This window comes from Lactobacillus sp. ESL0684, from assembly GCF_029392675.1.
GTDB lineage: Bacteria > Bacillota > Bacilli > Lactobacillales > Lactobacillaceae > Lactobacillus.
Window position 1 is genome coordinate 1,106,616 of sequence record NZ_CP113941.1, and the last position, 20,833, is coordinate 1,127,448.

General features: G+C 38.0%; 28 protein-coding genes and 1 pseudogene. All 29 read right to left on the reverse strand.

Annotation, left to right across the window (positions count from 1 at the left end; translation table 11 throughout):
* Positions 1-3: 3 nt before the first annotated feature.
* Positions 4-3,240 carry a tape measure protein gene (locus OZX56_RS05220; protein WP_277139142.1) on the reverse strand — a complete coding sequence of 1,079 codons (3,237 nt, stop codon included), beginning with the start codon at positions 3,238-3,240 and terminating at the stop codon, positions 4-6.
* Positions 3,241-3,322: 82 nt separating this feature from the next.
* Complete coding sequence (locus OZX56_RS05225; protein ID WP_277139143.1) at positions 3,323-3,607, reverse strand: helix-turn-helix transcriptional regulator; 285 nt, start codon at positions 3,605-3,607, stop codon at positions 3,323-3,325.
* Position 3,608: 1 nt separating this feature from the next.
* Positions 3,609-3,971 (reverse strand): type II toxin-antitoxin system RelE/ParE family toxin, encoded by a 363-nt coding sequence (locus tag OZX56_RS05230; RefSeq protein WP_277139144.1) that lies wholly within the window; start codon positions 3,969-3,971, stop codon positions 3,609-3,611.
* Positions 3,972-4,207: 236 nt separating this feature from the next.
* Positions 4,208-4,627 (reverse strand): hypothetical protein, encoded by a 420-nt coding sequence (locus OZX56_RS05235; RefSeq protein ID WP_277139145.1) that lies wholly within the window; start codon positions 4,625-4,627, stop codon positions 4,208-4,210.
* Positions 4,628-4,638: 11 nt separating this feature from the next.
* Complete coding sequence (locus OZX56_RS05240; protein WP_277126125.1) at positions 4,639-5,115, reverse strand: phage tail tube protein; 477 nt, start codon at positions 5,113-5,115, stop codon at positions 4,639-4,641.
* A gap of 13 nt (positions 5,116-5,128) precedes the next feature.
* Positions 5,129-6,493 carry a phage tail sheath family protein gene (locus OZX56_RS05245; protein ID WP_277139146.1) on the reverse strand — a complete coding sequence of 455 codons (1,365 nt, stop codon included), beginning with the start codon at positions 6,491-6,493 and terminating at the stop codon, positions 5,129-5,131.
* The gene (locus OZX56_RS05250; protein ID WP_277139147.1) at positions 6,494-6,679 is read right to left on the reverse strand and encodes a hypothetical protein; all 186 of its coding nucleotides are present in this window, start codon (positions 6,677-6,679) and stop codon (positions 6,494-6,496) included.
* Positions 6,660-7,070 (reverse strand): DUF6838 family protein, encoded by a 411-nt coding sequence (locus OZX56_RS05255; protein WP_277139148.1) that lies wholly within the window; start codon positions 7,068-7,070, stop codon positions 6,660-6,662. The genes OZX56_RS05250 and OZX56_RS05255 overlap by 20 nt, the downstream gene beginning before the upstream one ends.
* On the reverse strand, positions 7,067-7,471 hold the full coding sequence (locus OZX56_RS05260) for an HK97 gp10 family phage protein (RefSeq protein ID WP_277126121.1): 405 nt from the start codon (positions 7,469-7,471) through the stop codon (positions 7,067-7,069). Before OZX56_RS05260 ends, OZX56_RS05255 begins: the two co-directional genes overlap by 4 nt.
* On the reverse strand, positions 7,468-7,830 hold the full coding sequence (locus tag OZX56_RS05265; protein WP_277139149.1) for a hypothetical protein: 363 nt from the start codon (positions 7,828-7,830) through the stop codon (positions 7,468-7,470). Before OZX56_RS05265 ends, OZX56_RS05260 begins: the two co-directional genes overlap by 4 nt.
* On the reverse strand, positions 7,830-8,219 hold the full coding sequence (locus OZX56_RS05270; protein ID WP_277139150.1) for a hypothetical protein: 390 nt from the start codon (positions 8,217-8,219) through the stop codon (positions 7,830-7,832). Before OZX56_RS05270 ends, OZX56_RS05265 begins: the two co-directional genes overlap by 1 nt.
* A 2-nt stretch (positions 8,220-8,221) precedes the next feature.
* Positions 8,222-9,217, reverse strand: a complete 996-nt coding sequence (locus OZX56_RS05275) for a capsid protein (RefSeq protein WP_277139151.1) — start codon at positions 9,215-9,217, stop codon at positions 8,222-8,224.
* A complete protein-coding gene (locus OZX56_RS05280; protein WP_277139152.1) occupies positions 9,204-9,767 on the reverse strand; it encodes a phage scaffolding protein in 564 nt (187 codons plus the stop codon). Before OZX56_RS05280 ends, OZX56_RS05275 begins: the two co-directional genes overlap by 14 nt.
* 111 nt (positions 9,768-9,878) lie before the next feature.
* Positions 9,879-10,208 carry a YjcQ family protein gene (locus tag OZX56_RS05285; protein WP_277139153.1) on the reverse strand — a complete coding sequence of 110 codons (330 nt, stop codon included), beginning with the start codon at positions 10,206-10,208 and terminating at the stop codon, positions 9,879-9,881.
* Positions 10,208-10,417: a hypothetical protein gene (locus tag OZX56_RS05290; RefSeq protein WP_277139154.1), complete on the reverse strand. Its 210-nt coding sequence runs from the start codon at positions 10,415-10,417 to the stop codon at positions 10,208-10,210. Before OZX56_RS05290 ends, OZX56_RS05285 begins: the two co-directional genes overlap by 1 nt.
* Positions 10,418-10,419: 2 nt before the next feature.
* Positions 10,420-11,826 carry a minor capsid protein gene (locus OZX56_RS05295; RefSeq protein ID WP_277139155.1) on the reverse strand — a complete coding sequence of 469 codons (1,407 nt, stop codon included), beginning with the start codon at positions 11,824-11,826 and terminating at the stop codon, positions 10,420-10,422.
* Complete coding sequence (locus OZX56_RS05300) at positions 11,804-13,228, reverse strand: phage portal protein (protein ID WP_277139156.1); 1,425 nt, start codon at positions 13,226-13,228, stop codon at positions 11,804-11,806. Before OZX56_RS05300 ends, OZX56_RS05295 begins: the two co-directional genes overlap by 23 nt.
* Positions 13,219-14,469, reverse strand: a complete 1,251-nt coding sequence (locus tag OZX56_RS05305) for a PBSX family phage terminase large subunit (protein ID WP_277139157.1) — start codon at positions 14,467-14,469, stop codon at positions 13,219-13,221. Before OZX56_RS05305 ends, OZX56_RS05300 begins: the two co-directional genes overlap by 10 nt.
* Entirely contained in the window at positions 14,459-14,878 is a 420-nt protein-coding gene (locus tag OZX56_RS05310) for a terminase small subunit (RefSeq protein ID WP_277139158.1), read from the reverse strand. Before OZX56_RS05310 ends, OZX56_RS05305 begins: the two co-directional genes overlap by 11 nt.
* 65 nt (positions 14,879-14,943) lie before the next feature.
* Positions 14,944-15,321 carry a hypothetical protein gene (locus OZX56_RS05315; protein WP_277139159.1) on the reverse strand — a complete coding sequence of 126 codons (378 nt, stop codon included), beginning with the start codon at positions 15,319-15,321 and terminating at the stop codon, positions 14,944-14,946.
* A gap of 153 nt (positions 15,322-15,474) precedes the next feature.
* Positions 15,475-16,823, reverse strand: a pseudogene (locus OZX56_RS05320) (transposase).
* Between the two features lie 129 nt (positions 16,824-16,952).
* Complete coding sequence (locus OZX56_RS05325) at positions 16,953-17,507, reverse strand: DUF4145 domain-containing protein (protein WP_277139160.1); 555 nt, start codon at positions 17,505-17,507, stop codon at positions 16,953-16,955.
* Positions 17,508-17,998: 491 nt separating this feature from the next.
* Entirely contained in the window at positions 17,999-18,394 is a 396-nt protein-coding gene (locus OZX56_RS05330; RefSeq protein ID WP_277139161.1) for a type II toxin-antitoxin system HicB family antitoxin, read from the reverse strand.
* Positions 18,395-18,434: 40 nt separating this feature from the next.
* A complete protein-coding gene (locus tag OZX56_RS05335; RefSeq protein WP_277139162.1) occupies positions 18,435-18,626 on the reverse strand; it encodes a type II toxin-antitoxin system HicA family toxin in 192 nt (63 codons plus the stop codon).
* Between the two features lie 109 nt (positions 18,627-18,735).
* Positions 18,736-18,924, reverse strand: coding sequence for a hypothetical protein (locus OZX56_RS05340; protein WP_277139163.1), 189 nt, complete (start codon positions 18,922-18,924; stop codon positions 18,736-18,738).
* Positions 18,902-19,600 (reverse strand): hypothetical protein, encoded by a 699-nt coding sequence (locus tag OZX56_RS05345; protein WP_277139164.1) that lies wholly within the window; start codon positions 19,598-19,600, stop codon positions 18,902-18,904. Before OZX56_RS05345 ends, OZX56_RS05340 begins: the two co-directional genes overlap by 23 nt.
* The gene (locus OZX56_RS05350) at positions 19,569-19,871 is read right to left on the reverse strand and encodes a hypothetical protein (RefSeq protein ID WP_277139165.1); all 303 of its coding nucleotides are present in this window, start codon (positions 19,869-19,871) and stop codon (positions 19,569-19,571) included. The genes OZX56_RS05345 and OZX56_RS05350 overlap by 32 nt, the downstream gene beginning before the upstream one ends.
* A 5-nt stretch (positions 19,872-19,876) precedes the next feature.
* Positions 19,877-20,338 (reverse strand): RusA family crossover junction endodeoxyribonuclease, encoded by a 462-nt coding sequence (locus tag OZX56_RS05355; protein ID WP_277139166.1) that lies wholly within the window; start codon positions 20,336-20,338, stop codon positions 19,877-19,879.
* 1 nt (position 20,339) lies between these two features.
* Positions 20,340-20,816, reverse strand: a complete 477-nt coding sequence (locus tag OZX56_RS05360; RefSeq protein ID WP_277139167.1) for an ArpU family phage packaging/lysis transcriptional regulator — start codon at positions 20,814-20,816, stop codon at positions 20,340-20,342.
* Positions 20,817-20,833 lie beyond the last annotated feature (17 nt).

Consider the following 20,833-nt stretch of genomic DNA (forward strand, 5'->3'; position numbering starts at 1 on the left):
TCCTTAAAGTTTCCGATTATCAATCTCAACCATTTTATTTTCAATTGCAGCAAGTACATCTTCGGCTGTTTGTTCAGGGTTATGTGAGCCCGTAATTTGAATTGCACCTTTTTCAATCGTAAGCACACGGCTATTGTCACTGCTACTATTCTGGGTTGAAATATTCTGACTACGCGCAAGGCTATCAGCTGTAATGGCACCTAAGCCTTTATAGTCGAGCCCAACTGAACCACTTGCACCACTATTAGCAGCGTTAATTAAGTTACCACCAGCAGTGGATACTAGACCTACCGTGTCCATCATACCCATTGCCATACCTTGACCGATAAAACCACCAACCTCAGCAAAAAGCTTAGATGGCGAGTGAATTTTAGCTTTGGCTCGAGCAGCCCGGTTAGCTTGAGCAACTAATGCATCAGCTGCAGCTGCAACAGCACCAATTTGCGATCGCATACCTGCCGCTAGTCCCGCACCAATCATAGAACCTGCGCTACGCATTGGACCTACACCAGTTCGAGCAATTGCTGCGGCACGACTTACTGCTTGCTGAACAGCAGCGCCCATTTTAGTACCACCAGCTCTTACTGCTGCAACAGCCTGATTCATTCCCGATCTAATTGCAGACACTACGCCTGCCATCGATGGCTTACCAACTTTAGGTGCGGCTATCTTGGCCAATTTAGGCATTTTAGGTGTAGGAATTGTTGGACGTGCTACTTTGACATGTAATGTCATAAGTTTTGGTCGCTTAGGTTGCGGTATGGTTGGTCTAGCTACTTTAACGTGTAATGGCTTGATTTTAGGTCGTTTTGGCTGTGGTATTTTAGGACGTGCTACTTTAACCTTTAGTGGCTTCACTTTAGAACTTTTTGGAGTTGGTACTTTAGGCGTTGCAACTTTCATTTTCATTGGCTTGGTACCAAATTTAGCCTGAGCTTTTTGCTGGGTTTCTGTTAGTGATGACGTATCTGCTTTAAATTTAGTTTTAACTGGTTTAGCACCAAATTTAGCCGCCATTCTTTGTTGCGTCTGATCAACTGATGAAGTGTCTGCTTTGACTTTCATCTTTGCTGGAACTTTCATTTTAGCAAGTGGGTTAGCGTCGAATTCATAACCAACTTTAACTTTTGCTTTACCTAGAGCCTGCTTATTACCAGCAATATTGTTCATGCTCATAACATTAGCATTGCTTTGAGCAATATTTGGCGCTTTTATATTATCAATATTAGCTTTAGCATTTTTAGCCTTACTACTTATTTGGTCAAAAACACTATTAATGGTAGCAGTTGCACCGTTATTAAATACGTCTCCGATACCAGCAAAGGATCTCTTCATGTTGTCAACGTCAGATTGCACATCTTTCATGGCATTCTTGGCATTGCTAAAACTCCAATTCCGAGTAACTAAGTCTCTAATTGCTTGTAGTGCAACATTACAGCCATCAGCAAACATTCTTAACATCGAAATTATTCCAGCTATAGCATCTATAGCCATTGTAATAGCGTCAACCAATAATCCAAAAAGCTGAACAGCCTTCATAATAGCTCCAGCTACGCCACTTGCGATTATTTTACCGAGTCCAGATAACATGTTACCGATTGGCGACAGCGCATTGCCTAGATTGCCTAATGCCTGCATAAATGGTGCAAAAATATTTCCAATATTATTAAAAATACCAGAAATGAAATTTCTAAAACCTAATAGATTATTTTGCCACGCATAAACCGCAGATATTATCACAACAGTGACGGCAGCAAGTGCTATTGCGATTGTACCAGCTATCGGTGCCATTGCTGCTGTTAGTGCTGTTCCCATAGTCTGCATACCTTCCAGCATCGCTTTTAAACCATTAAGAGCGCCGCTTATTGACATAATTGTATTAGCAATTCCTCCAAGTACTTTAAATCCAATTAAAGCTGCAACAAGTGCCTTGATTGCACTAGCAACATTATTTATTTGACCCGAATCCATTTGACCAATTTTACTTAGTCCAGCAACTACACCAGCAAGTACTAAGCCTTTGACGCCGCCTTTTAAGACAATAAAAGCTGCTCCTAATGCTTTTAGAGTACTTGGATCCATCTGTCCTATCGCTTGTGCAATTGCACTAATCGCATTAGCTGCACCTCTGACTGCACCACCAGCAAAACTGCCAAGCTGGGTAAAGAAATTGTTACCACCGCCTGCTGAAGCTTTGTTCATGACATTACCGATTGAATCTCCAAGTTCATGCAACATATCATTAACAGCCGATAAAGCTCCAGTTGACTTGAAGCCACTAAAAACGTCAGTTGAAATTGATTTAACCTTAACGATGATTTGTGAAAATGCATCAGCGATTTTAGGACCAGATGCCTTTATTTTGTTTGTTAGTTGATTCAGAGTATCGGTTAAACCAGCATCTACCAACGGCTTAAGTATGCCAGTTGCCAGCGCATTCTTTATACCGGTTTGTAAATTAGCAAAGCTTGTTTTTATTCCCTTTGTGGAATCAGCTGCAATTTGGGTAAGAGATTTTAATCCACCCCCTCCATGTTTATCTAAATCAATCAACTGATCTTCAAAACTTTTAACGGATATTTTTCCTTGAGATAGACCTTCTTTTAATGCTCCAGTAGTTATACTCATTTTTTTAGCTACGGCTTCAAGAGCTGGTCCCATATTGCTATTTATCATACTGTTCCAGGTTGTTCCATCAATTTTGCCATTAGCTAAAGATTGAGAGAGTTGTAACACAGCATTATTAACCATGGCTGAAGTTCCACCAAATCCTAGAATTCCGTCATTCATTGCCTTAAATATTTGCGTCGATTTATCTAAATTACCAGTCGATGCTGCCAATAGCTGTGTATTGCGCAGTGCAGAATCAATAGGAGTAGGTAACCCATTAACAGCTTGATCTAAACTTGAAATAGCTGATTGGGTACTCTTAGCAGAAAAACCCATGTTCTGAAATGACCTGCTGGCATTGTCAATAGTATCTAATCTATCAATTGCTCCAGCTAACGAACCGGTTATTGTTTGAATACCCTTATTAAGAGCGCCCCCTATAACAGTTCCACCAACCATTGACTTAAAAAAGCCATTTGATTGCTTAGTTGCATTGCCAAAGGTATTGCCGCCTAGTGAACTTTTCAGCTTTTCAAAACCACCCATACTTTTCTGCAATCCACCAGACAATCGATTCAGAGGACCACTAAAAGCGTCAACTATCTTTATCGTTGCCTCAATTGTACTCATTTCTTACCTCCTTCCTTTTTTAACAACAAAAAAACGATCTTAATAGATCGTCTTTCTCACACAATATTTTTTATAATAGGGATTAGGCAAAACTAATTTTAACCATTTTACCAAAGGCACTACCAATTTTTGACATGGTATCAATACTGGTATTAGCACCATTTTCAATTCTAGCAATAGTTGATTGCGGTACCCCTGCTTTGTCAGCTAATTCTTGCTGCGTCCAACCAAATTTATCACGTTCTTGACGAACAATAATCGCACTTTCTAACTTATTAGATTCAGCTTCATAAGCCTTTTTAAATTCAGGATTTTTTTCATACTTAGCAAAAATGTCATCTACATCTATAACAGCGTCTTTTCTCATACTACTTACCCTCCTTTTCATGCCAATACTCAGCTCTGATAACCTTGGCATGTTCAATCTCACGTTTAGGTGTCTTTTGCGTTTTTTTAGTAAACCCATGAGTTATCATATATTGATTATCCTCAACATGAAAATATACAGCCCTTTGAATATTAGAACTGACTTTAGAACGAATTTCATACAAATTCTTGTCTAACTTTTTAACCCATTCTAACCGAATAGCAATTTCTAAGCCGTGACTTTGAATTTTATCAATTTGCGCAGCTAGCTTTCCCTTATCCTTTTCAGACAGGCTAATAAAAAATTCTAAAAATTCATCATGTCCATTAGGACGAGTATAACTCTTAAATCTTGGCTTTTTCATGAGTTAATTATAGCACATATTGATATTTTAGAGATATAAGTAATACTTGAAGCTTTATGCCTTGCTCTCCCGTTTCATGTTCTCAACATCTTCTTTTTCATGTTCTTGTCTAATCTCGATTGATGCTTGAATTAGGATTTTTTCTCGATCACTCAATGAATCCCATTGCTTTGGTGTCCAGTGATACTCATTAAGCACATAATGGAATACCGCAAAATCACCAATCGAGTTTTCAATTAGTTTTTTGCTGTTTTCTTAACTTCCTCGGCATCTTCTTGTCCAATACCAGAAATCTTAATAACACGCTCGGACAATTCGTTGTATTCGCCAATCGTCAGCATTCTTTGCAGCAGTTTGGCTGCATCTCCATCAACCACACCATAGCTCTTCATCAAATCGGCATTGTGTAAGTCAGGTGACGTAACACTTGCTTCAACGATTAGGTCAGTAAACTTGTTTTGATCAGTTTGTGCCTCATACTGGTGTGTTTTAGAATTTAAAACTTGTCTGGTTGCTTGATTACGCAGCTTAGTGACATCATCTGCTAATAGCGACTTGATTTTGAACGGTGATTTAAACCGTTTAAATTTAACATTTTCCTTTTTAATCGGGTTTTCAACATTTTCCATTAAAAAATCTTTTACTGTTTCAGTCATTTCTATTCTCCTTAAGCTAAACTGCCATTAAACTCGTCGATTAAGTTAAATCCTTCAAACGAGAAATCGGACTTAACTTCCATAACACCATCGTCTGCCTTGAAATCGGCGATTGGAATTTCATCAAGATTTACATTGGTTAGTTGGATTACTTGCTTACCCCAATCGGTCGTCTTATCCTCAATCGCTAAAGTGATATCGAAATATAGATCACGACCATTCTCAATGTAAGGCATCGCTTGTTTAATCCAGTTTGAATTAATCAAGTACCCACTTAAACTACCGGTTCCTTCGATTGAAGTAGTCTTTTTGCGCTTCCAGTGTGTGCCGAGTGTTTGGATGTCTTCCTTTTTCTTTTCGAGTTTGGCGGTAAACTCCTTACACTCAATCATCTTATAAACTTGACCGTTGATAGTTAAAGTTACTGTTGCTTCTTTAGTCGAAATGGCATTTCTACCATTTAAAAAATCACTTGCTTCTAAAGCCATTTATTTTCCTCCTTTATCCTACGTTAATCGTGACGTATAGTTTTTCCATTGAGTCAACTGGCTTAACAGCTAAATCAACTACTACAGAATCACTATCAATTCCGGCTTCAACAGCTACATCAGTTGCACTGAAGTCTTGAATGATATTACTATCATTTAACCCTTGTAAATAGGTTACTCGATTAGCCTTGAATAGATCACGACCATTAGCATTGTTGCCCACTTTACCCAAGTATGACTTCTCAAAAGTCTCTTCGGTATCAGTTGCAATCTCGTCAAGCGTTCGCATTACTCTATTCTTACTAAAACTCTTATGCTTATCCTGAGTGAACTTAGTGAGTGAATTGACATCTTGCTCAATCACTACCCGTTGACCAGGACGTGTCGTAAAGACAATTTGACCTGCATCCAGTGCCTTGATCGTCTTGTCATTGTTTAATTTCGGATTAGCACTGATTGCATCTTCAACTTCGTAGTAAGTCAGTGAAGTAGCCGCATCAGCTGAACTGGACAGACCAGCAAAGTACGCTGACGCATCAGTTACTGACAAAGTTGTACCGTCGTTTAGCGTCAACCCGTTGGCAACCATCGAAATACCTTCATAGTTAACGTTATTGATACTTGAACTCGACGGAATTACGCCACGAATCTTCATGCCTTCACTATCACGTAGTCGTTTAACAGCACTAACTAATAATGAATGGATATTACTGTCTTCTGGATAACCAGCTGTAGTTACTACCGAATAATTTTCAGTTTCCATTACGTCAGACATCAAATCTTCAGTAGCTGCCGGTGAAGTCGTCCCGCCAGTTAGTTGATAACTAGCAGCTGCATTGATTGCATCTAGCTTAGCCTGTCCACCGTCTTCAGCGGTTAGAGTTACGCTGACGTAGTCATTGCTTAACAAATTACCAGCCGTTGTTGTAGTGACTGTTTGTTCATCAACAATTTCTGTGCCAAACAATGTTGTAATATTAACAATTGTCGTATTATTTGGATCCTTTTCTAAGCTAATAGAAATATCATTGCCCTTAGTTCCAGGATAACGTGCCACAAACTTCCAAGGTAGGGCTGGATCATTAAGACTAGCTCTTACTCCATCATTAGTATTTAAAAAGAGGACTGTTTCAGCCCCCTTTAGTACCTGTTTTAATGCTAATAATTTTGGATCATCAATTGTTGTGCCCAGTAATTCCTTAAAATTGCTGTCATTGTGCAACTCAATCACGCCTTTAGCACCCCAACCTAGTTGAGCATTGCTAAGTAACAGTGTTCTACCAAGACTTGATTCTGAAGCTGCCTGCGCTGTACTTTTTACATTAACGTAAGCACCTGGACGCCGTTTATTTTGCGTTTTCCATGTTCCACCTGCCATTTAAATACCTCCTTTGAATTTCTTAATAGCTGCTTGCAGTTCATCAACTGTATATGTTCTTTTATGGTCTAAAACCGTTGCTAGGATATCCTTATCAACTGTCCCAAAAAGATTGCTATTAAGAATTGCTTTTTTAGTAAATCTATTTTCTTTTCTAATTGGCTTTTTAGTCTTTAATTCCGCCATTTACTTCTACCTTTCTTTGTTTAATCGTGTCATCCTGTCCAATTGTCCAAGTCCAAACCTCAAATTTAACCTCTAAAACGGTATTTGCCGTATCAATTTCAAATTCACGGTTATGAATACTGGCAAAACCTGATAGTTGTGTAAAATTATCCAATAACTTATCTTCCACACGCTCCATATCAGCATTTGAGTGCTCTTTCTCTGGAAAATACACCACTTGATAGTGATATTTCCGATCTTGATTCTCAAATAATAGCGGAGCTGTCGCAGTCAATATTTTTTGAATAAAAAAAGACGGTTGCTCAAAGCTACTGTCTTGATTCTCTGTATAAATTACTGCATCTGGAAAAATACTGGCTATTTCATTTGCAATTCTCTCTGTTATGGTCATGGTCTTAATATTCTTTCAAACTCTTTTAGTGCAGGACTAACTAATTGTGGAAGTTGATGATTGATGCTTTCCGTTGCCTTCTTCATGAAAAATAATCCAGGCACCCAGCTACCGCCTCCTTGAGTTCTATGCCCATTTTCAACAAATGAAGCATATTCAGCATCATTTTTTAAATTAACTACGAAGCCACTACCATCATAGTGCATTCCGGTGTAAAACCAGGATCGCCTTAAGTGTCCAGTTTTGACAGGCGTAGTAGCTTTTAGCCTCTTCAAAGCTTCAAAAGCAATGTGAGTACCGCTATGTTCAACAGCTTTCTTTAGTTGCCCCATATCTACAGCACCTTTAATCTTTTCAGTGAAAGCTTTAAATTCAGCATCGTCAACTGTCCCTAGACTCATGCTTTTTCATCCCTCACCATCGCTAATTCTTGATGACTAGCATAACCAGTATAGCCTTTGCTGGCATATTTATACTGCACAACTTTGCCATTCACATCAGTAACGGCAATTCTGGCTCCTGCTGGAATATCAATGCCCGTTCTAATTAGTAATTCAGCATCATACTCATCAGTACCAAAAAACGATTGTGTACTGGCTTTTTGCGTTTTTAAGATAACTTTGCATGGCTCATCAGAAACAATCGTCACGGTCTCGCTATCGGTGATAGCGCCATGTTTAATCGTTCGCTTACCAGTTATTGTTGCCTTATCATGCCAAAGCAGTGGTGCTGCTCTGGTTAAATTGTCAAACACTGTCATTACTCTGGTAACCTCCTGTAGTGATTAAGAATTGCATGGTAGTCATCACTGATTGTATTAACAGTCAGCAAATCCTTGTAGATTTCGCTCGGCTGCTTAAACGTCACTGACACATCGCCTTCAGAAATGGATTCTACATTACTGTTGTCTCGCTGACTATTAAGCCAGCCGTGAGTTTCAAGTAACTGCACAGTCAAACTAACTATCGTACTACTCAATTCTTCCGGTAATTCGTCAATCGGCGTATTACAGTAATTTGCTACATCATTAATTGCTTTCTCAAGCGTAAACTTAACAATTACTTCGTAGTTTGGATTACTATCACTATTCGGTAGCAGTAGCCATACCTTAGCAAGTGTGTCCTCATAAGCAGGATAATCCATATTCATCCCTACTTACTTGACTTCTTCTTTGACGCTTTACCTGCCGGGGTATTTTGTTCCGGCTCAACATCTTGTACCTCTGGTGCAGGTGCAACAGTCGGTTTATCTGATACTACAAATTCAATTCCCGCAGTCTTTGTTTGTAATAACAGCACATCATTGTATGACTCTTCGTAATACAGGTAGTTGCCTGAATTAGCAGCACTCGGTTGGTCAAATCCAGAAAATGAATACTTCTCAGGTGCCAGTTGAATGCCGTTATAAATTAAGAACATGTCAATTTGCTTAGACGAATCGATTACCTTTGAGCCATCGCTAAAGTCAAATGCTGTTTGCATTAAATCAGCCGGAACAATTACAAGCTTGACAGAATCAATACTGTAAACTGTTCTTTGTGGATTATTAGCATCAATCGACATGCTTCGGTTCTTGGCCACTGCTCGTTTTAAAATGGCATTAATCTTTGGTGTGATATAAAGCACTCGATTTTGTGCTGGTACCCGAGCTTCATCAAAGTCCAACATCATAGTATCAAAGGCTTCAAGAATGTTATTTTCGTCTAGCGTCTCAGTATGAATGCCTTGACCACCATCTAATTCTTGCTTCTGACTAAATAACCGGCTAAACATGAATCTGTCTTGCTCAGGCATCTTTTGAGTCAAATTGAATTGCTTAGTAATGTTAGCAATTGATACTACATAATTTGTTTCATCAACATCAAGTGGATCAACTAGTGTTTGCCAATAACGCTCATTAGTTAGTTCATAGCTTTCCCAGTCGTTAGAATAATTGGTACTAAAGCCAGTAATCGTTCGCCGTTGTCTATCCTTTCGTCCACTTAAAATTGTAAGCTTCGGTAGTTTAATATGCTTTGCCCCATCAAATTTAATCATTGAGTTTGCTGGAGAATTCCACAAATCTCTTGAATATAAAACTCCATCTAAATTATAGAATGAGTCCTGAATTGCTTGCTGATACTGTTCAGCAAAATTAATTGTTGTCATTATTTACCAATCCTTTCGTAAAAATATTTGTCATAGTTTGAGCCTCGTTATCGCCAGTTGGATCACCATTCTTAGGCTCATAAGTTTGCTTACTACCTTCGTCAAATAGATAGGCATCGGACTTTTTGAGACTTTTAACCTGTTCATCTAAGCCAATTAGATTGCCTTGCTCATCAAATTTGATATCGTCCATATTGAGTAATGCTTTGGCTGCCTTAGCGTTACGTACTTTGCTTTGCGCTAACGACTGATTAATCGCATTAGATAATTTAGTCTGACTTAACTGCTCATTCAGTTTAGTTGTATCTTGCTTGTATTGAGCTTGTAAATCCTTTAACTGATCACTTAAGCCATCGTTATCTTTGACTTGCTTCTGTAGCTTTTTCAAATCTTTATCACGATTAGTAATTTGCTCAGTCAATGATTTGTTAGTTTCTTCAAGTTCAGTTGCCTTTGTCTTAGCAGCATTAATGTCTTCACCATTCATAGTCATGACTTTGTCAATAACGTCTTCGCTCAAACCTAAATCTTTTAAATTTTCTCTTTTCATTTCTGCTCCTTTAACATCTTTTTACGAGTTGACTTCTCAAAAGGGTATAAAAAATAAGCCTTTTTACGCCATGCTCAGGGCAAACAAAAAGCACTCAGATAATTCTGAATGCTACATTCCAGGAATAATTCCTTTAATATCTTTTAGTGTTCGTTTAACTCGTTCCATCATTGAATTGCTAAATAAGTATTCAATCCCTGTTGGAGTAATTTGCACATTGTTATACTTAATAGTTGTTCCTCCCAAAGCCTTTACTGGTGTAATGCCAGTAATATAATCTTGTTCAGACATATTAAGCAAAATATAGGTCCAATATTGTTGATTATATTGACTACCTATTTCATCTAATTCTTCATTAGAGATAATTTTACCTTGCTTTAGGTAATCATACAGCCGTTTAAGCAGCATGTACATAATTACAAAATAGTCATCTTTAGCCATTAAACTGCCTCTGCACTAACTACGTCAGATATCCAAATATCATCTGATTCACTTCCGCCCATAAACACAGTTTCAGGTTGATCGTCATCTTCATTTTCAATCTCACTAACAAATGTTTTCTTTTGAGTGCCATCTTTAAGAGTAAACAAAACTTCTCTGGCTCTAAATTTAGCTAAAATATCTGTAAAATTCATTTTATTTGGATCCATGATTAACCTCTGTTGCCTTCATCAGGAATAATTGGTGTAATATGCGCACCTTTTTTGCTATAGCTAATACGTCCCTTTTTAGTAGGGCGATGGACGCCTTTACTATCAACCCAGTAGCCAATATAATCATCAGCTTTAAAATATACTTGATGTTTATTAAATCTATTAATCCCATATTTCTCAAGCAACTCATTAGCTTCTTCAAACGAAACTGTTAATTCACTAACTGGTCGCTTACTGTTAGCACTATAGTTATCAAACTCTGGTGTTCCCTTTACATGCTTATTATACGCCTCGGCATTAAGTTCATTCCACTCATATTTACCATTTTTCTTTGGTTCCATACGAACAGCACGATTTTCAATCTTGATATCAGTATGATCAACATATTGCTTCTTCCAATCGTGAAAGCTCATGCTGCCGACCAACCTACCTTTACCTGTTTCAGGATCACGCATCCACCGTGTCTCTATGTCAGGTAAGTTCTCATCATAAGGCACTGTTGTGCAGCGACAATACGGATGGATCAGCGGATAATTCTCACCGTCAATTCTATCTTTAACATTAAAAATCTTGCCATCTAAATAGCCACACTCTTCGCAAGTATGCGACTCAAGCGTGGCCATGTATTCGTACTGTTCAATTTTGGAATCTTTGTAAAAAGTTGCAGTTGCCTCTTCGGCAACGTGTCCCATTTCTGTGATAACTAACCGGTGAATTTGCTTTCTTTGGATATCCACAAATCTGTCTTGTAGCATCTTAGTAACACGCTCAGGCGAATAGCCAAGCAATGTACCACGCAATAATACATCAGTCAGCTGGTTAGGCAAAACATCATGATAGTTCTTCCAAATCCTCTTAGAAAAATTGCTGCCTTGCCAAGGTTGATTAGCTATCTGCTTTAGTTGTGTTTCATTAAAATGTGTAAAATCAATACTAAAGCCGTTGTGTGAATCTTGCCAATTGTAATTTTGGTGGAGGTAAATATCTTGGAATTGATTAGCTAACGCATCTCCCATATTGTTAGACTCTTTGTTGGCAAACTTACCACATAATTCTTGTAGTTGCTCATTGATATTCTGCAAACGAGCAATTCTACTTTTAAAATACTCGTTATCTAATTCCTTATCAAAGCCACCTGCTTTAGCCTTTGTTTCGAATTCCTTAAGGGTCATCTGCCAATTAGTGGTGTTGATATGTGCAAGCAACTTTCTTGCAGCACCAACAGATATATCATTATTTGCCGCATAACGCTTCATAAATTTATCTGTTTCTTGCCGAATTTCGACAAACAAGCTTTTCATGCGACTACGCAATGCTGCTTCGTAATCGATAGCGTTGTCTAACTGACGTTGCTTTTCATCTAATTGACGTTGTTGCCAATATCTAAGCGTCTGTTTCTTCGTCATTATCGGCACCGTCTACTCGCTTATAGTCATCACCAGCATATTGATCATCATTGGCAATATCCTGCTTCTGGTCTTCCAACTCTTGTTGCCAATCTTCAACCAGCGGATTATTTCTAGCAATAGCTTCCTTACTTGTATAGTTAGCTAGCTGGGCAACAGTTTGTGCCTGCGTTAGATCATCTTCAACTTGTGTACGTGTCCATGTCTGTGTAATTTTACGTCCATCTGGATTAGATAAACCAAGATAGTTCATAACCGCTCGTACTAACTCAGTAATTGCATCTCTAAATTGCGTTTCAGTGTTAGCTGCCTTCATTTCTAGGTGTGAATACAGCATCTTAATGGCCACTCCACTTGCATTAGTTGATTCAAACTTGGCTGGATCAACACCTTGGCCATAAAGAAAGATATCTTCACGTGTGATTTTTAGCGCATCGTCTCTTGCTTCTGTCGGTATGTCAATTGTTAGCTTATCAACACCGGACTTATCGCCAGTCCCAATATTATCTAATTTAATGGCTTTATGCTGTTTCAGTTCATTTTCAAACTTGTCTACATCTTCACCACCATAGTTGGTCAACACCAGAATAACTTCTTGCACGTCGTCTAGGTCATTGATAAACCCGTTGTAAATATCATCATAGGCATCTATCAAACCCTTATATTTCATCAAATCAGGTTGCTGATACTTGTTTTTAGGAAACGCAATAAACGGTACTCGACCCATATCATGTTCATATACATTACTTTGCCCAGTCTCATAGCCTGCCGTCATATCAAAGCTAGTGAAGCAATTATATGGCTCAAGCTCATACTTATTAGCATTATCCTTTTCTCGATAAACTTGGCAAACCTTATCAGTCCAATATTCATGAACATTGAAGTATTCGCCTTTTTCTTCGTCAAACTGTCGATAGCTACGCAACACTGCAAGTAGCTTGCGATTAAGTTCAGTCGACCATATCGGAGTTATCTGACTTGGTTCAATTACGCCATATCTAAAATTACCGTCTTCATCAAGCCAATAGTGTAGCCATGCAATGCCCGCATTAGCAGCATCAATAACCAGCTGGTTGAGTGTGAGATTAAAGTTATCACCCAACACATCAGCTACTTTATTACTATCTGCCTGACTGCCCACATCAATCTGCGGAGCAACCGTAGCCACATAACCTGCTTCTTGATTAACCAGCAACTGATGGAAGTTTGAACTAACACGATTATCAGCATGCCTTAGTGGCTCGTCTTTACCATCCTTATTCGTTTGTGACTTACCACTGTTTTTATTAGTAATATCGTTTTGCGTCTTATAATAGCGTAGTGACTTTTCATATTCATTTTTAAATGACTCACGACTTTTTGAAGTACTTTTTATTAATTCTTGTATTGCTGTTATTTCCAAGGAACAAAACCTCCTTTCACCATTGCTCTTCTCATACCGTATCTAACTGCATCAATTGTATGATCGTCACCATCAGGATAATTCTCGATGAAGTTACCCATGCCATCTCTTTCATATTCATAGTCTTTAAATTCTCTTGCGGCATTTGGACATGTAACGGGGTCAATTACAATCTCTGCTAGTCCTTGCAGCCATTTATAAGTAAACTCACGGCTACCTTTACCTTTGGGCGCACCAACAACGTTAAGACCTAATCTGCGTAATTCAGCAATCGTATTCGGCTCTGCCGCATCCGCTGATATTAGTTCGTGTTCTACACCAGCATTCTTAATCTTTTCAGCTGCTTCATTGTTCATTAAACGGCGTTGATATATTTCATTAAAAATAAGTATTCGTCGCTTATTGGGTTCGTAGGCAATATCAACGTAAGCAGTTGGATCGTTGGTAAAACCAAAGTCCATACCGTGATAAATACTCTCAAAGTTGTCACGCTCTTGTTGAGTAATCTGACGGATAGTCAGGTTATCAAAGACCTCTGCACCTGTACCTGTGACTTCACCCAAATACTCATGCTGATAAGCTTTTTCGTTATCATGCTTCAACTGTTCAGCATCAGCAATAAACTCCTTACCAAGCCACTCTTGCGGCACTGAACGATAATCAGAAGAATGCACCAATGTATCAGAACGTAAACTTTGCTGCTCAGTTGCTTCATTAACCCAATTACGTTGACTAGCTGGCGGATTATAAGAACTGAACGTAACAATGCCTGAACCACCACGATTGAGTGATTGATTGATGTTACGGATTTCTTCCATGCCTTTGAAGTCTGAAATCTCTTCAAAATGTTTGAACTTCGTATAACCGCGCCTAAATTTCTGTGACTTAATCTTTTGCGGTTTGTCAGCACCCTTGAAACGAATTTGCTGTCCCGTTGGTAAGTAAGTCAGCTGCATCGGACTTGTACTGGAAGCCCAGTAATCAGCCACTCCTAGCTTATCTATTGCCCACAGGTATTGGTCAAATACCGAATCACGCAATGTTACGGCGACCTTTCTGATCACTACAGCATTAGCTTCGGGGTCTTGCATCATGCCCAAGATAATTACGAGTGAAACAAAAGAGGACTTGGTTGAACCACGTCCTCCTTTTAGCCAGTAGTTGGCATATTTATGATGTTTAACGTCTTGATAGACCGAATAAAAAGACGGTGCAATTAGCTTTGTCAGTCTAACCACCATCGTCTTCACCTGGTACATCATCAATAATCTGCACTGGGCTCACCAGCTTAGCATTCACGTCATGTTTCTCCGTCCACATCGCTGACCGTTTACCTAGCAATTCAGCAGCCTTAATCCTATCTTTTGCGCCAACTGCAACGCCTTTTGCAGTTGCCACATCTTCCTTTTGCTCGCCTCGCATCACAGATGATAAATACTCAAGTATTTCTTGTTGATCTGCAACTTTGCTATTAGATATTTCTTTCATACGCTTCTCCAAGTAATTTGCGATTTCAACTTTCTTCAGGTTTTCTTGTCCAATTGAGTAAGCTGTTCGTTTAGAATAACCTGCTTTAATCGCTGCCTCTGTAGCATTACCAGATTTAATGTACTCATCTGCAAATTTTCGTTGTTTTACTGTTAAGCTCAAGCATTACCACCTTCTTTCTGCATCAAAAAAGACGGATGGTTGGTCCGTCTTTGAGATTATATATTTTAATAATTTTCAGTTTCAGTATCTACAATGGTTCCACAAGCTGCACATCTATGACTGTATTTATGTACCCCCAATCTATCAATACCTTTTCTAGGCATTAAAGATAATTTTCTTTCCTTATTCCAACAACCAGGACAATATTTACGATCATCGCCTTTTTTGACTATAAAGCCATCATTGTCTATATCAATATCTTCCGGAATTTCTACTTTGCTTTTTAATTCATTAATTTGATTTTGCAATTCCAAATTTTCTTCACTAAGGGATATTAAATACTCTTGTAAATTTATAATTTGTTCATTTAAATTTTTATCATGATGATCCTTTGCAATCTTTTTAGTTTCATCTATTATTTTTATACCGTCAGATATTGACATAAAACTACCTCTCAATTCAAAAAAATACATTAATTTATATTTTTTACCGTTTATAATCACTATTAAATTTAAAATTAATTAACTGAAACTTGAAAGCAGTAAAACTAGCCAGATTCCTTATTGAGTCTGGCTTTTTTGGTTCTTAATTATATTTTAAACGCTTCTCTGCAGCTGCTTTTGAATAAATCCTGGCAGTAATTTAATAAAATTATTTATTATCCGCTCGACTTCTGTAGTTATTTCTTCTTTAACTGCTTTTAGGGCACTTAGCAGGTAGACCAATGCTTCTTCAAACGCCAAATCCGGCAACGCATCATTCATCAAATAGAATAAATCCCCAATTGTTCGCTCATCAACTGCTTGTCTCTCTTGCCAAGCCAGCAAGTCATAAGTTAAGGCGGTAATTGCAAAATATCCGCACTGACCATCGTAACTTTGAATTTGTGATTTATCTAAAGCTAGGTATTGCTTAGCTGCTTTAAAGTAGGTTTCTATCTGCCATCTACGACCATAAAGCTGAATGACTTCTTTAGGTTGCAGCTGATATCTGGTGGTAGCCAAGACCAAGTACTTTCCCTTATTACCACGTTTAGTAACATATACTAATCTGATAGGAAAACTATGTCCTTGATACTCTGCCTCGACTACACAACTATAAAGATAGTCATCTTTGGCTTTCAGCTTTGAGCCAGCTAAGCGTTCATACAAACTTTTACATCATAAAGGCGACCACGATAGCAGTAGTATACCTTCTTGCTCAACTTAAGCATCGAGACACTGTCTAATCCTAACTGCTTTAACTGCCAGAACATTTTGGGCGAGGCAAACCAGCTGTCAAACAGTACATAGTCTGCTGGTACACCTTCATTGATAGCTTGCTTAAGCAATTCAACCGTGACATCATTCATTTGCCTTTGGGCTTGGGTTCTTCTTCTGCCTGCAATAGAACGATTATCGGTTGTAGTGGCTTTACTGCCAAGCAGATTTTGTTTTCTCTTGGTGGACATCAAAGCAAAATTAACTGGCAAAAAAGTATTGCCGTCACTCCAACCAACGGTCAAGCCACGATAACCATTAACATATTTATGCTCATTATGATCGTAAACTTTGGCAAGTAATTCCGCTTTCTTAGAATAGGAACGTGCTAGCAAAGTATCATCTACAATCAAAGCTAGTCTTCTACGCTTGTCGATTACCGGTTTAAGTACCTTAATTAGTTTGGCAGCAGCTAAGCAAAGCAGTTTTTGCCAATTGATGCGGCCATCATTAAGGATATTTCTGCCAGTCTTAGAGGTAAATTCAGCTGGTTGGTCAAAACGATACAGTGATTTACGGGCAAAACGTGATTGGATTAGCCATTTAACTACCATCAGCAGGCTAACTAAAGAATGACGTCTAAAATTAACCTGTTTACTTAAGTCAGCTAGACCAATTAATTTTGTAAAAGATGAAATTAAGGAAGAAGTGTCCTTTTCTTGATTGAATTGCGGTATACTGTTCATAACGTAAGAACTCCTGTAACTTTAGTTTTGGTTATTTAAAGTATAACGCAGAGAGGGCTTGCGTTTTTATTTTTTAGGCAAAAAAGCTAGAAATCACGCTCTTTTGAGGTGATTTCTAGCTTTCAAGTTTCAGTTAATTAATAATAGCATTTGTACAAAATCTAAAATTTTTTGAGCATCATCTTTATTTTTTGATGTTTGATTATGAGTTGCAGAATTACCTTCTAACCTTATTTCATCAATCCATTCCTTACTCTTTTCAGGTACATATCCATTTTCAATTAAATAATCTATATATTTTACAAAAGATTGTCCATCTTTTGCTCCATAATAAACTGCTACATTGGCTAATATCTTTCTACAAATCAAGATTACACCAGTATATGCACCAACTCGATAAGAATTACGAGCTTCATCATAAATACTAGATACACTATCTGGTAAATTGATTATTTCTTCTCCATACGTAGTTCCTGGTACCAAAACTTCATCTTCTTTATAAGTTGGGCATCCGCAGATAGGACAAATATAAATTGCTACATCATTAGTTACCCCCACGCTATTTATTCTATATCCTTTATTAGTACCTGTATCGCTTCCACAATAACCACATGTATAACTGAAAGACGGTAACTCAACCAGGTCTGCCCAATCTTTTTGTTCAATATTATTATTCATACCCATTTTCATTCACCTCACTGCAATAATACAAAGTGTCTGGGAAATAACTCTGATTTTTAAAAATTAGGGTTAAAAGTGGCCGTTAAAATCGAATATTATTGCAAATGTTTTTAAGCTTTGTAACTTTTTCAGAGCATAATATGAACAAAAGATTGCATCAAAAAAGGAATGCTAGCTTTTTATTCTAACATTCCCTTTTGTGCTGAGTTTTTTCCCAGACACTTTTTGAGATGAATATATTTAGTTTACCGTCATCACGGACTACAGCAGCCATAGGAATCGAACCTATGTAAGAGACCATCGCTGCTGACCATTAATTATGTTAAGGAAATTGATGCATCGTATGATCAGGTATTTTCGTTTCCTAATCTTTCGACATTACCATAATATAACTTAATAACTCCACCTGTTCTCTACTAAATCTCCAGCTTTTCTCCATCAAACCTCTACCCAAATCAAAAAGTCACTATCCTTTTAAATAGTGGCTTATTCTTTTATTTTGCTAATAACTGCTTTTCTAACGCTTCTGTCAAAGTCTTTGAAAAGTTAATCTGTTGTTCTTTACCTAGTTCAACCAGATACTCTGGTACCGAAACAGTTTTACGAATAGTCTTTTCATTTAGCTTGCGATACTTATTCATATCAACTGAAGCAATTGTTTTAACTTCATTATCCGATACCTCAATTTCTTCAATAGGCGTTGGAGTAGGATACTTAGCTTCACTGACTAACATGGCACCAATCGCATCACTTGCCATATAAATCGCATCAGCCATATCTTCACCCTGTGTCCAAGTTCCTCCGGCAATGTCTGGAATCTCTACACTATAACCGCCTTGTTCTTCTGGATGCAAAATAATTGGATATGCTAAAATATTTTTATCTTTCATCGTAATCCACCTTTAATCAATATAGATACAACAAAGAGGGTCACTTTAACCCCGCTTGCTTCAATATGCCTTGTTCCATACCTTTTTTAAGTTCTTTAGCATGCATTGGTATGGGAACCGTCTTTTTGGTCTCTGGATTGTACATAATTATATGTGACGTTCCACGCTGACGTTTTTTAACAAAGCCATTAGCTTTTAAGAGTTTAAGCATTTCCTTTGGTGACATCGGCATATTGGTTGTACCTCCTTTCTTAGCTATGCATAATTATACGTATAGTTGTGCATGATGTCAATCCAAAAATATAGGGCACCTTAGTTTCTTTACTAAAGCGCCCATATCTCTATACCAATTTTGCTGGCACATACATCTGTAATAACCGTCGTGGCATGTATGTCACTATCACGGTCTTTTCATCTGCTATTTCCTCTACCTTTTTGATAAACAAATATTCGTCTGATAACAAAAAGTCATGCACATCTTGCTTTACTGCGTCAAAGCTATTGTCGTCATGAACCACTAACGTTTGCATGTTCTCCCTCCTTTACTACATCTAAATTAAATACTACTTTTTTAATATTATTCATCTTGGCCTCTATCTCATGGATCACCGAATTAATTTGCTCAATCTTAGTCTGCTTATCATCAAATACATCATGATGGGTACTGCCTGACTGCATCTTATATAATGCTGCTAGCTCAATATGTAAATCACATAATTCTTTGGCATACTTGCGACCGTCTTGATAATAACGATCAACGAATACTGATTGCACATAATTACTGTCAAAATCATCCAGTTTCAGTAACTTTTTCTTGATCGTTGCTGCTAAAGAATCATATACCTTAGTATCTTTGTTATATGACATAGGATAGCAAGTAAGACACTTTTTTCCATGAATTGAATAGACAATAATAATTTGTTTGCACTTTACCAGCAATGCATCATCACCCGACTGCTCAATCTCATCATAGTCTTTAAGCAGCTCTAACGCCCAACTCGTTACGTAATCATGATTCTTAGCACTATCATGTAAGTCTCTAACTCCAAATCGTTCATGTGCTCGCTCAATGAAGTGATCAGTTACACTCAAGCCATTAGTAAAATCATGTTCAACAATTTTAAACTTTTGCCTAGGCTTGGGTTTCTGAGTTATTAGCTCTGCTTTAAGTTGTTTAATCGTCCGATGTTTGCTCATGTTCATCATCGACCAATCCTAAGTTAGCTGATTCATTCAGGTCACTAGTATCATCAAATAACTCACCTTGCCCATCTGGAACTTCTCCAGTAGCCTCATCGTCAATTAATTCTTGCTGACTAGCTTCTAAGCCAAAGCTCAAACTACCGGCTTGTGATACCTCATTCAGCTCATCTAGCGATACATCTTCTGTATCAGCGGTAACTGTGATTGTTACTTCACCAGCTTGCGCTTTAAAATTCTTAATCTTACCGTTAAAATCTAAAGTTTTTCCTGCCATATTATTTACCTCTTCAACTCTGTTACTGTAACTTCCACTCTAGCGGGTTCACCATATAACTTAGTTGTCTTACCAGCTACCACCTGTTTGTCATCCAAATACAAGCCCTCAGCCTTAATTATTCGCTTACGTGTCGCCTTATCAGTTTCTGACACAGGATTCATACCATCAAGGACAACTTTTTCAATATTGTCCTTATCGGGCTTCTTAGTTGGTCGCTCTAATCCCGCTAAACAGCGTTCTTTTTGCTTCTTAGAAGTCGATTTAGGAATTGGAAAGAAAGCTTTTATGTCCACGATTACTGGGCAACTAATCATTTGTGCCTGCTCAATGGCTGCTCTGCGCACTTTTGCTTCATAATCTTTAGTGTCTTGAGGCGTATACATATGAACATGACCGCCAAGAATGGTTGCTCGTGGGCGTTGCTTGCCAAAGGGTTTTCCCATTACTGTAAATTTATACTGCACCCTACTGCTCCTTTTGATATATATGTAAATCTGGAATATGAGTACCAAAGCGAACTGCCCAAACTTCAATCCTATCGGCAAATTCGCATAAGGCTGCTTGCTTCTTGGCATAATAGGCTGCTTCAGACAATCCTAGCCTCTCTTGAACTTGCCAATTCTCTAATTCTTTGAGATAGACATCCTGTAAAATAGTCCGATTACGAACTCCACGTCCAACGTTCTCACGACAGTTCTTAATCGCTGTGATGATTGCCTTACATTTATTCTCGTAATCGATAATTTGGACCATCTTATACTCGGCACTATTGCCACCATGACTACTCACTCCAGTGGGGTCTAGTTGCGGACTGCTTAGATCAGCTTTATGCAGGCCAGCCTTATCTAAATAGTGGATAAAGTCTTTATTCAAGAAGTCACGAACCTTTTCAGCCGTCTTGTTTCTGTTGATATCAACTTGTTCTAAGCTATCAAACTCCACTACTAAAACCCCTTTAT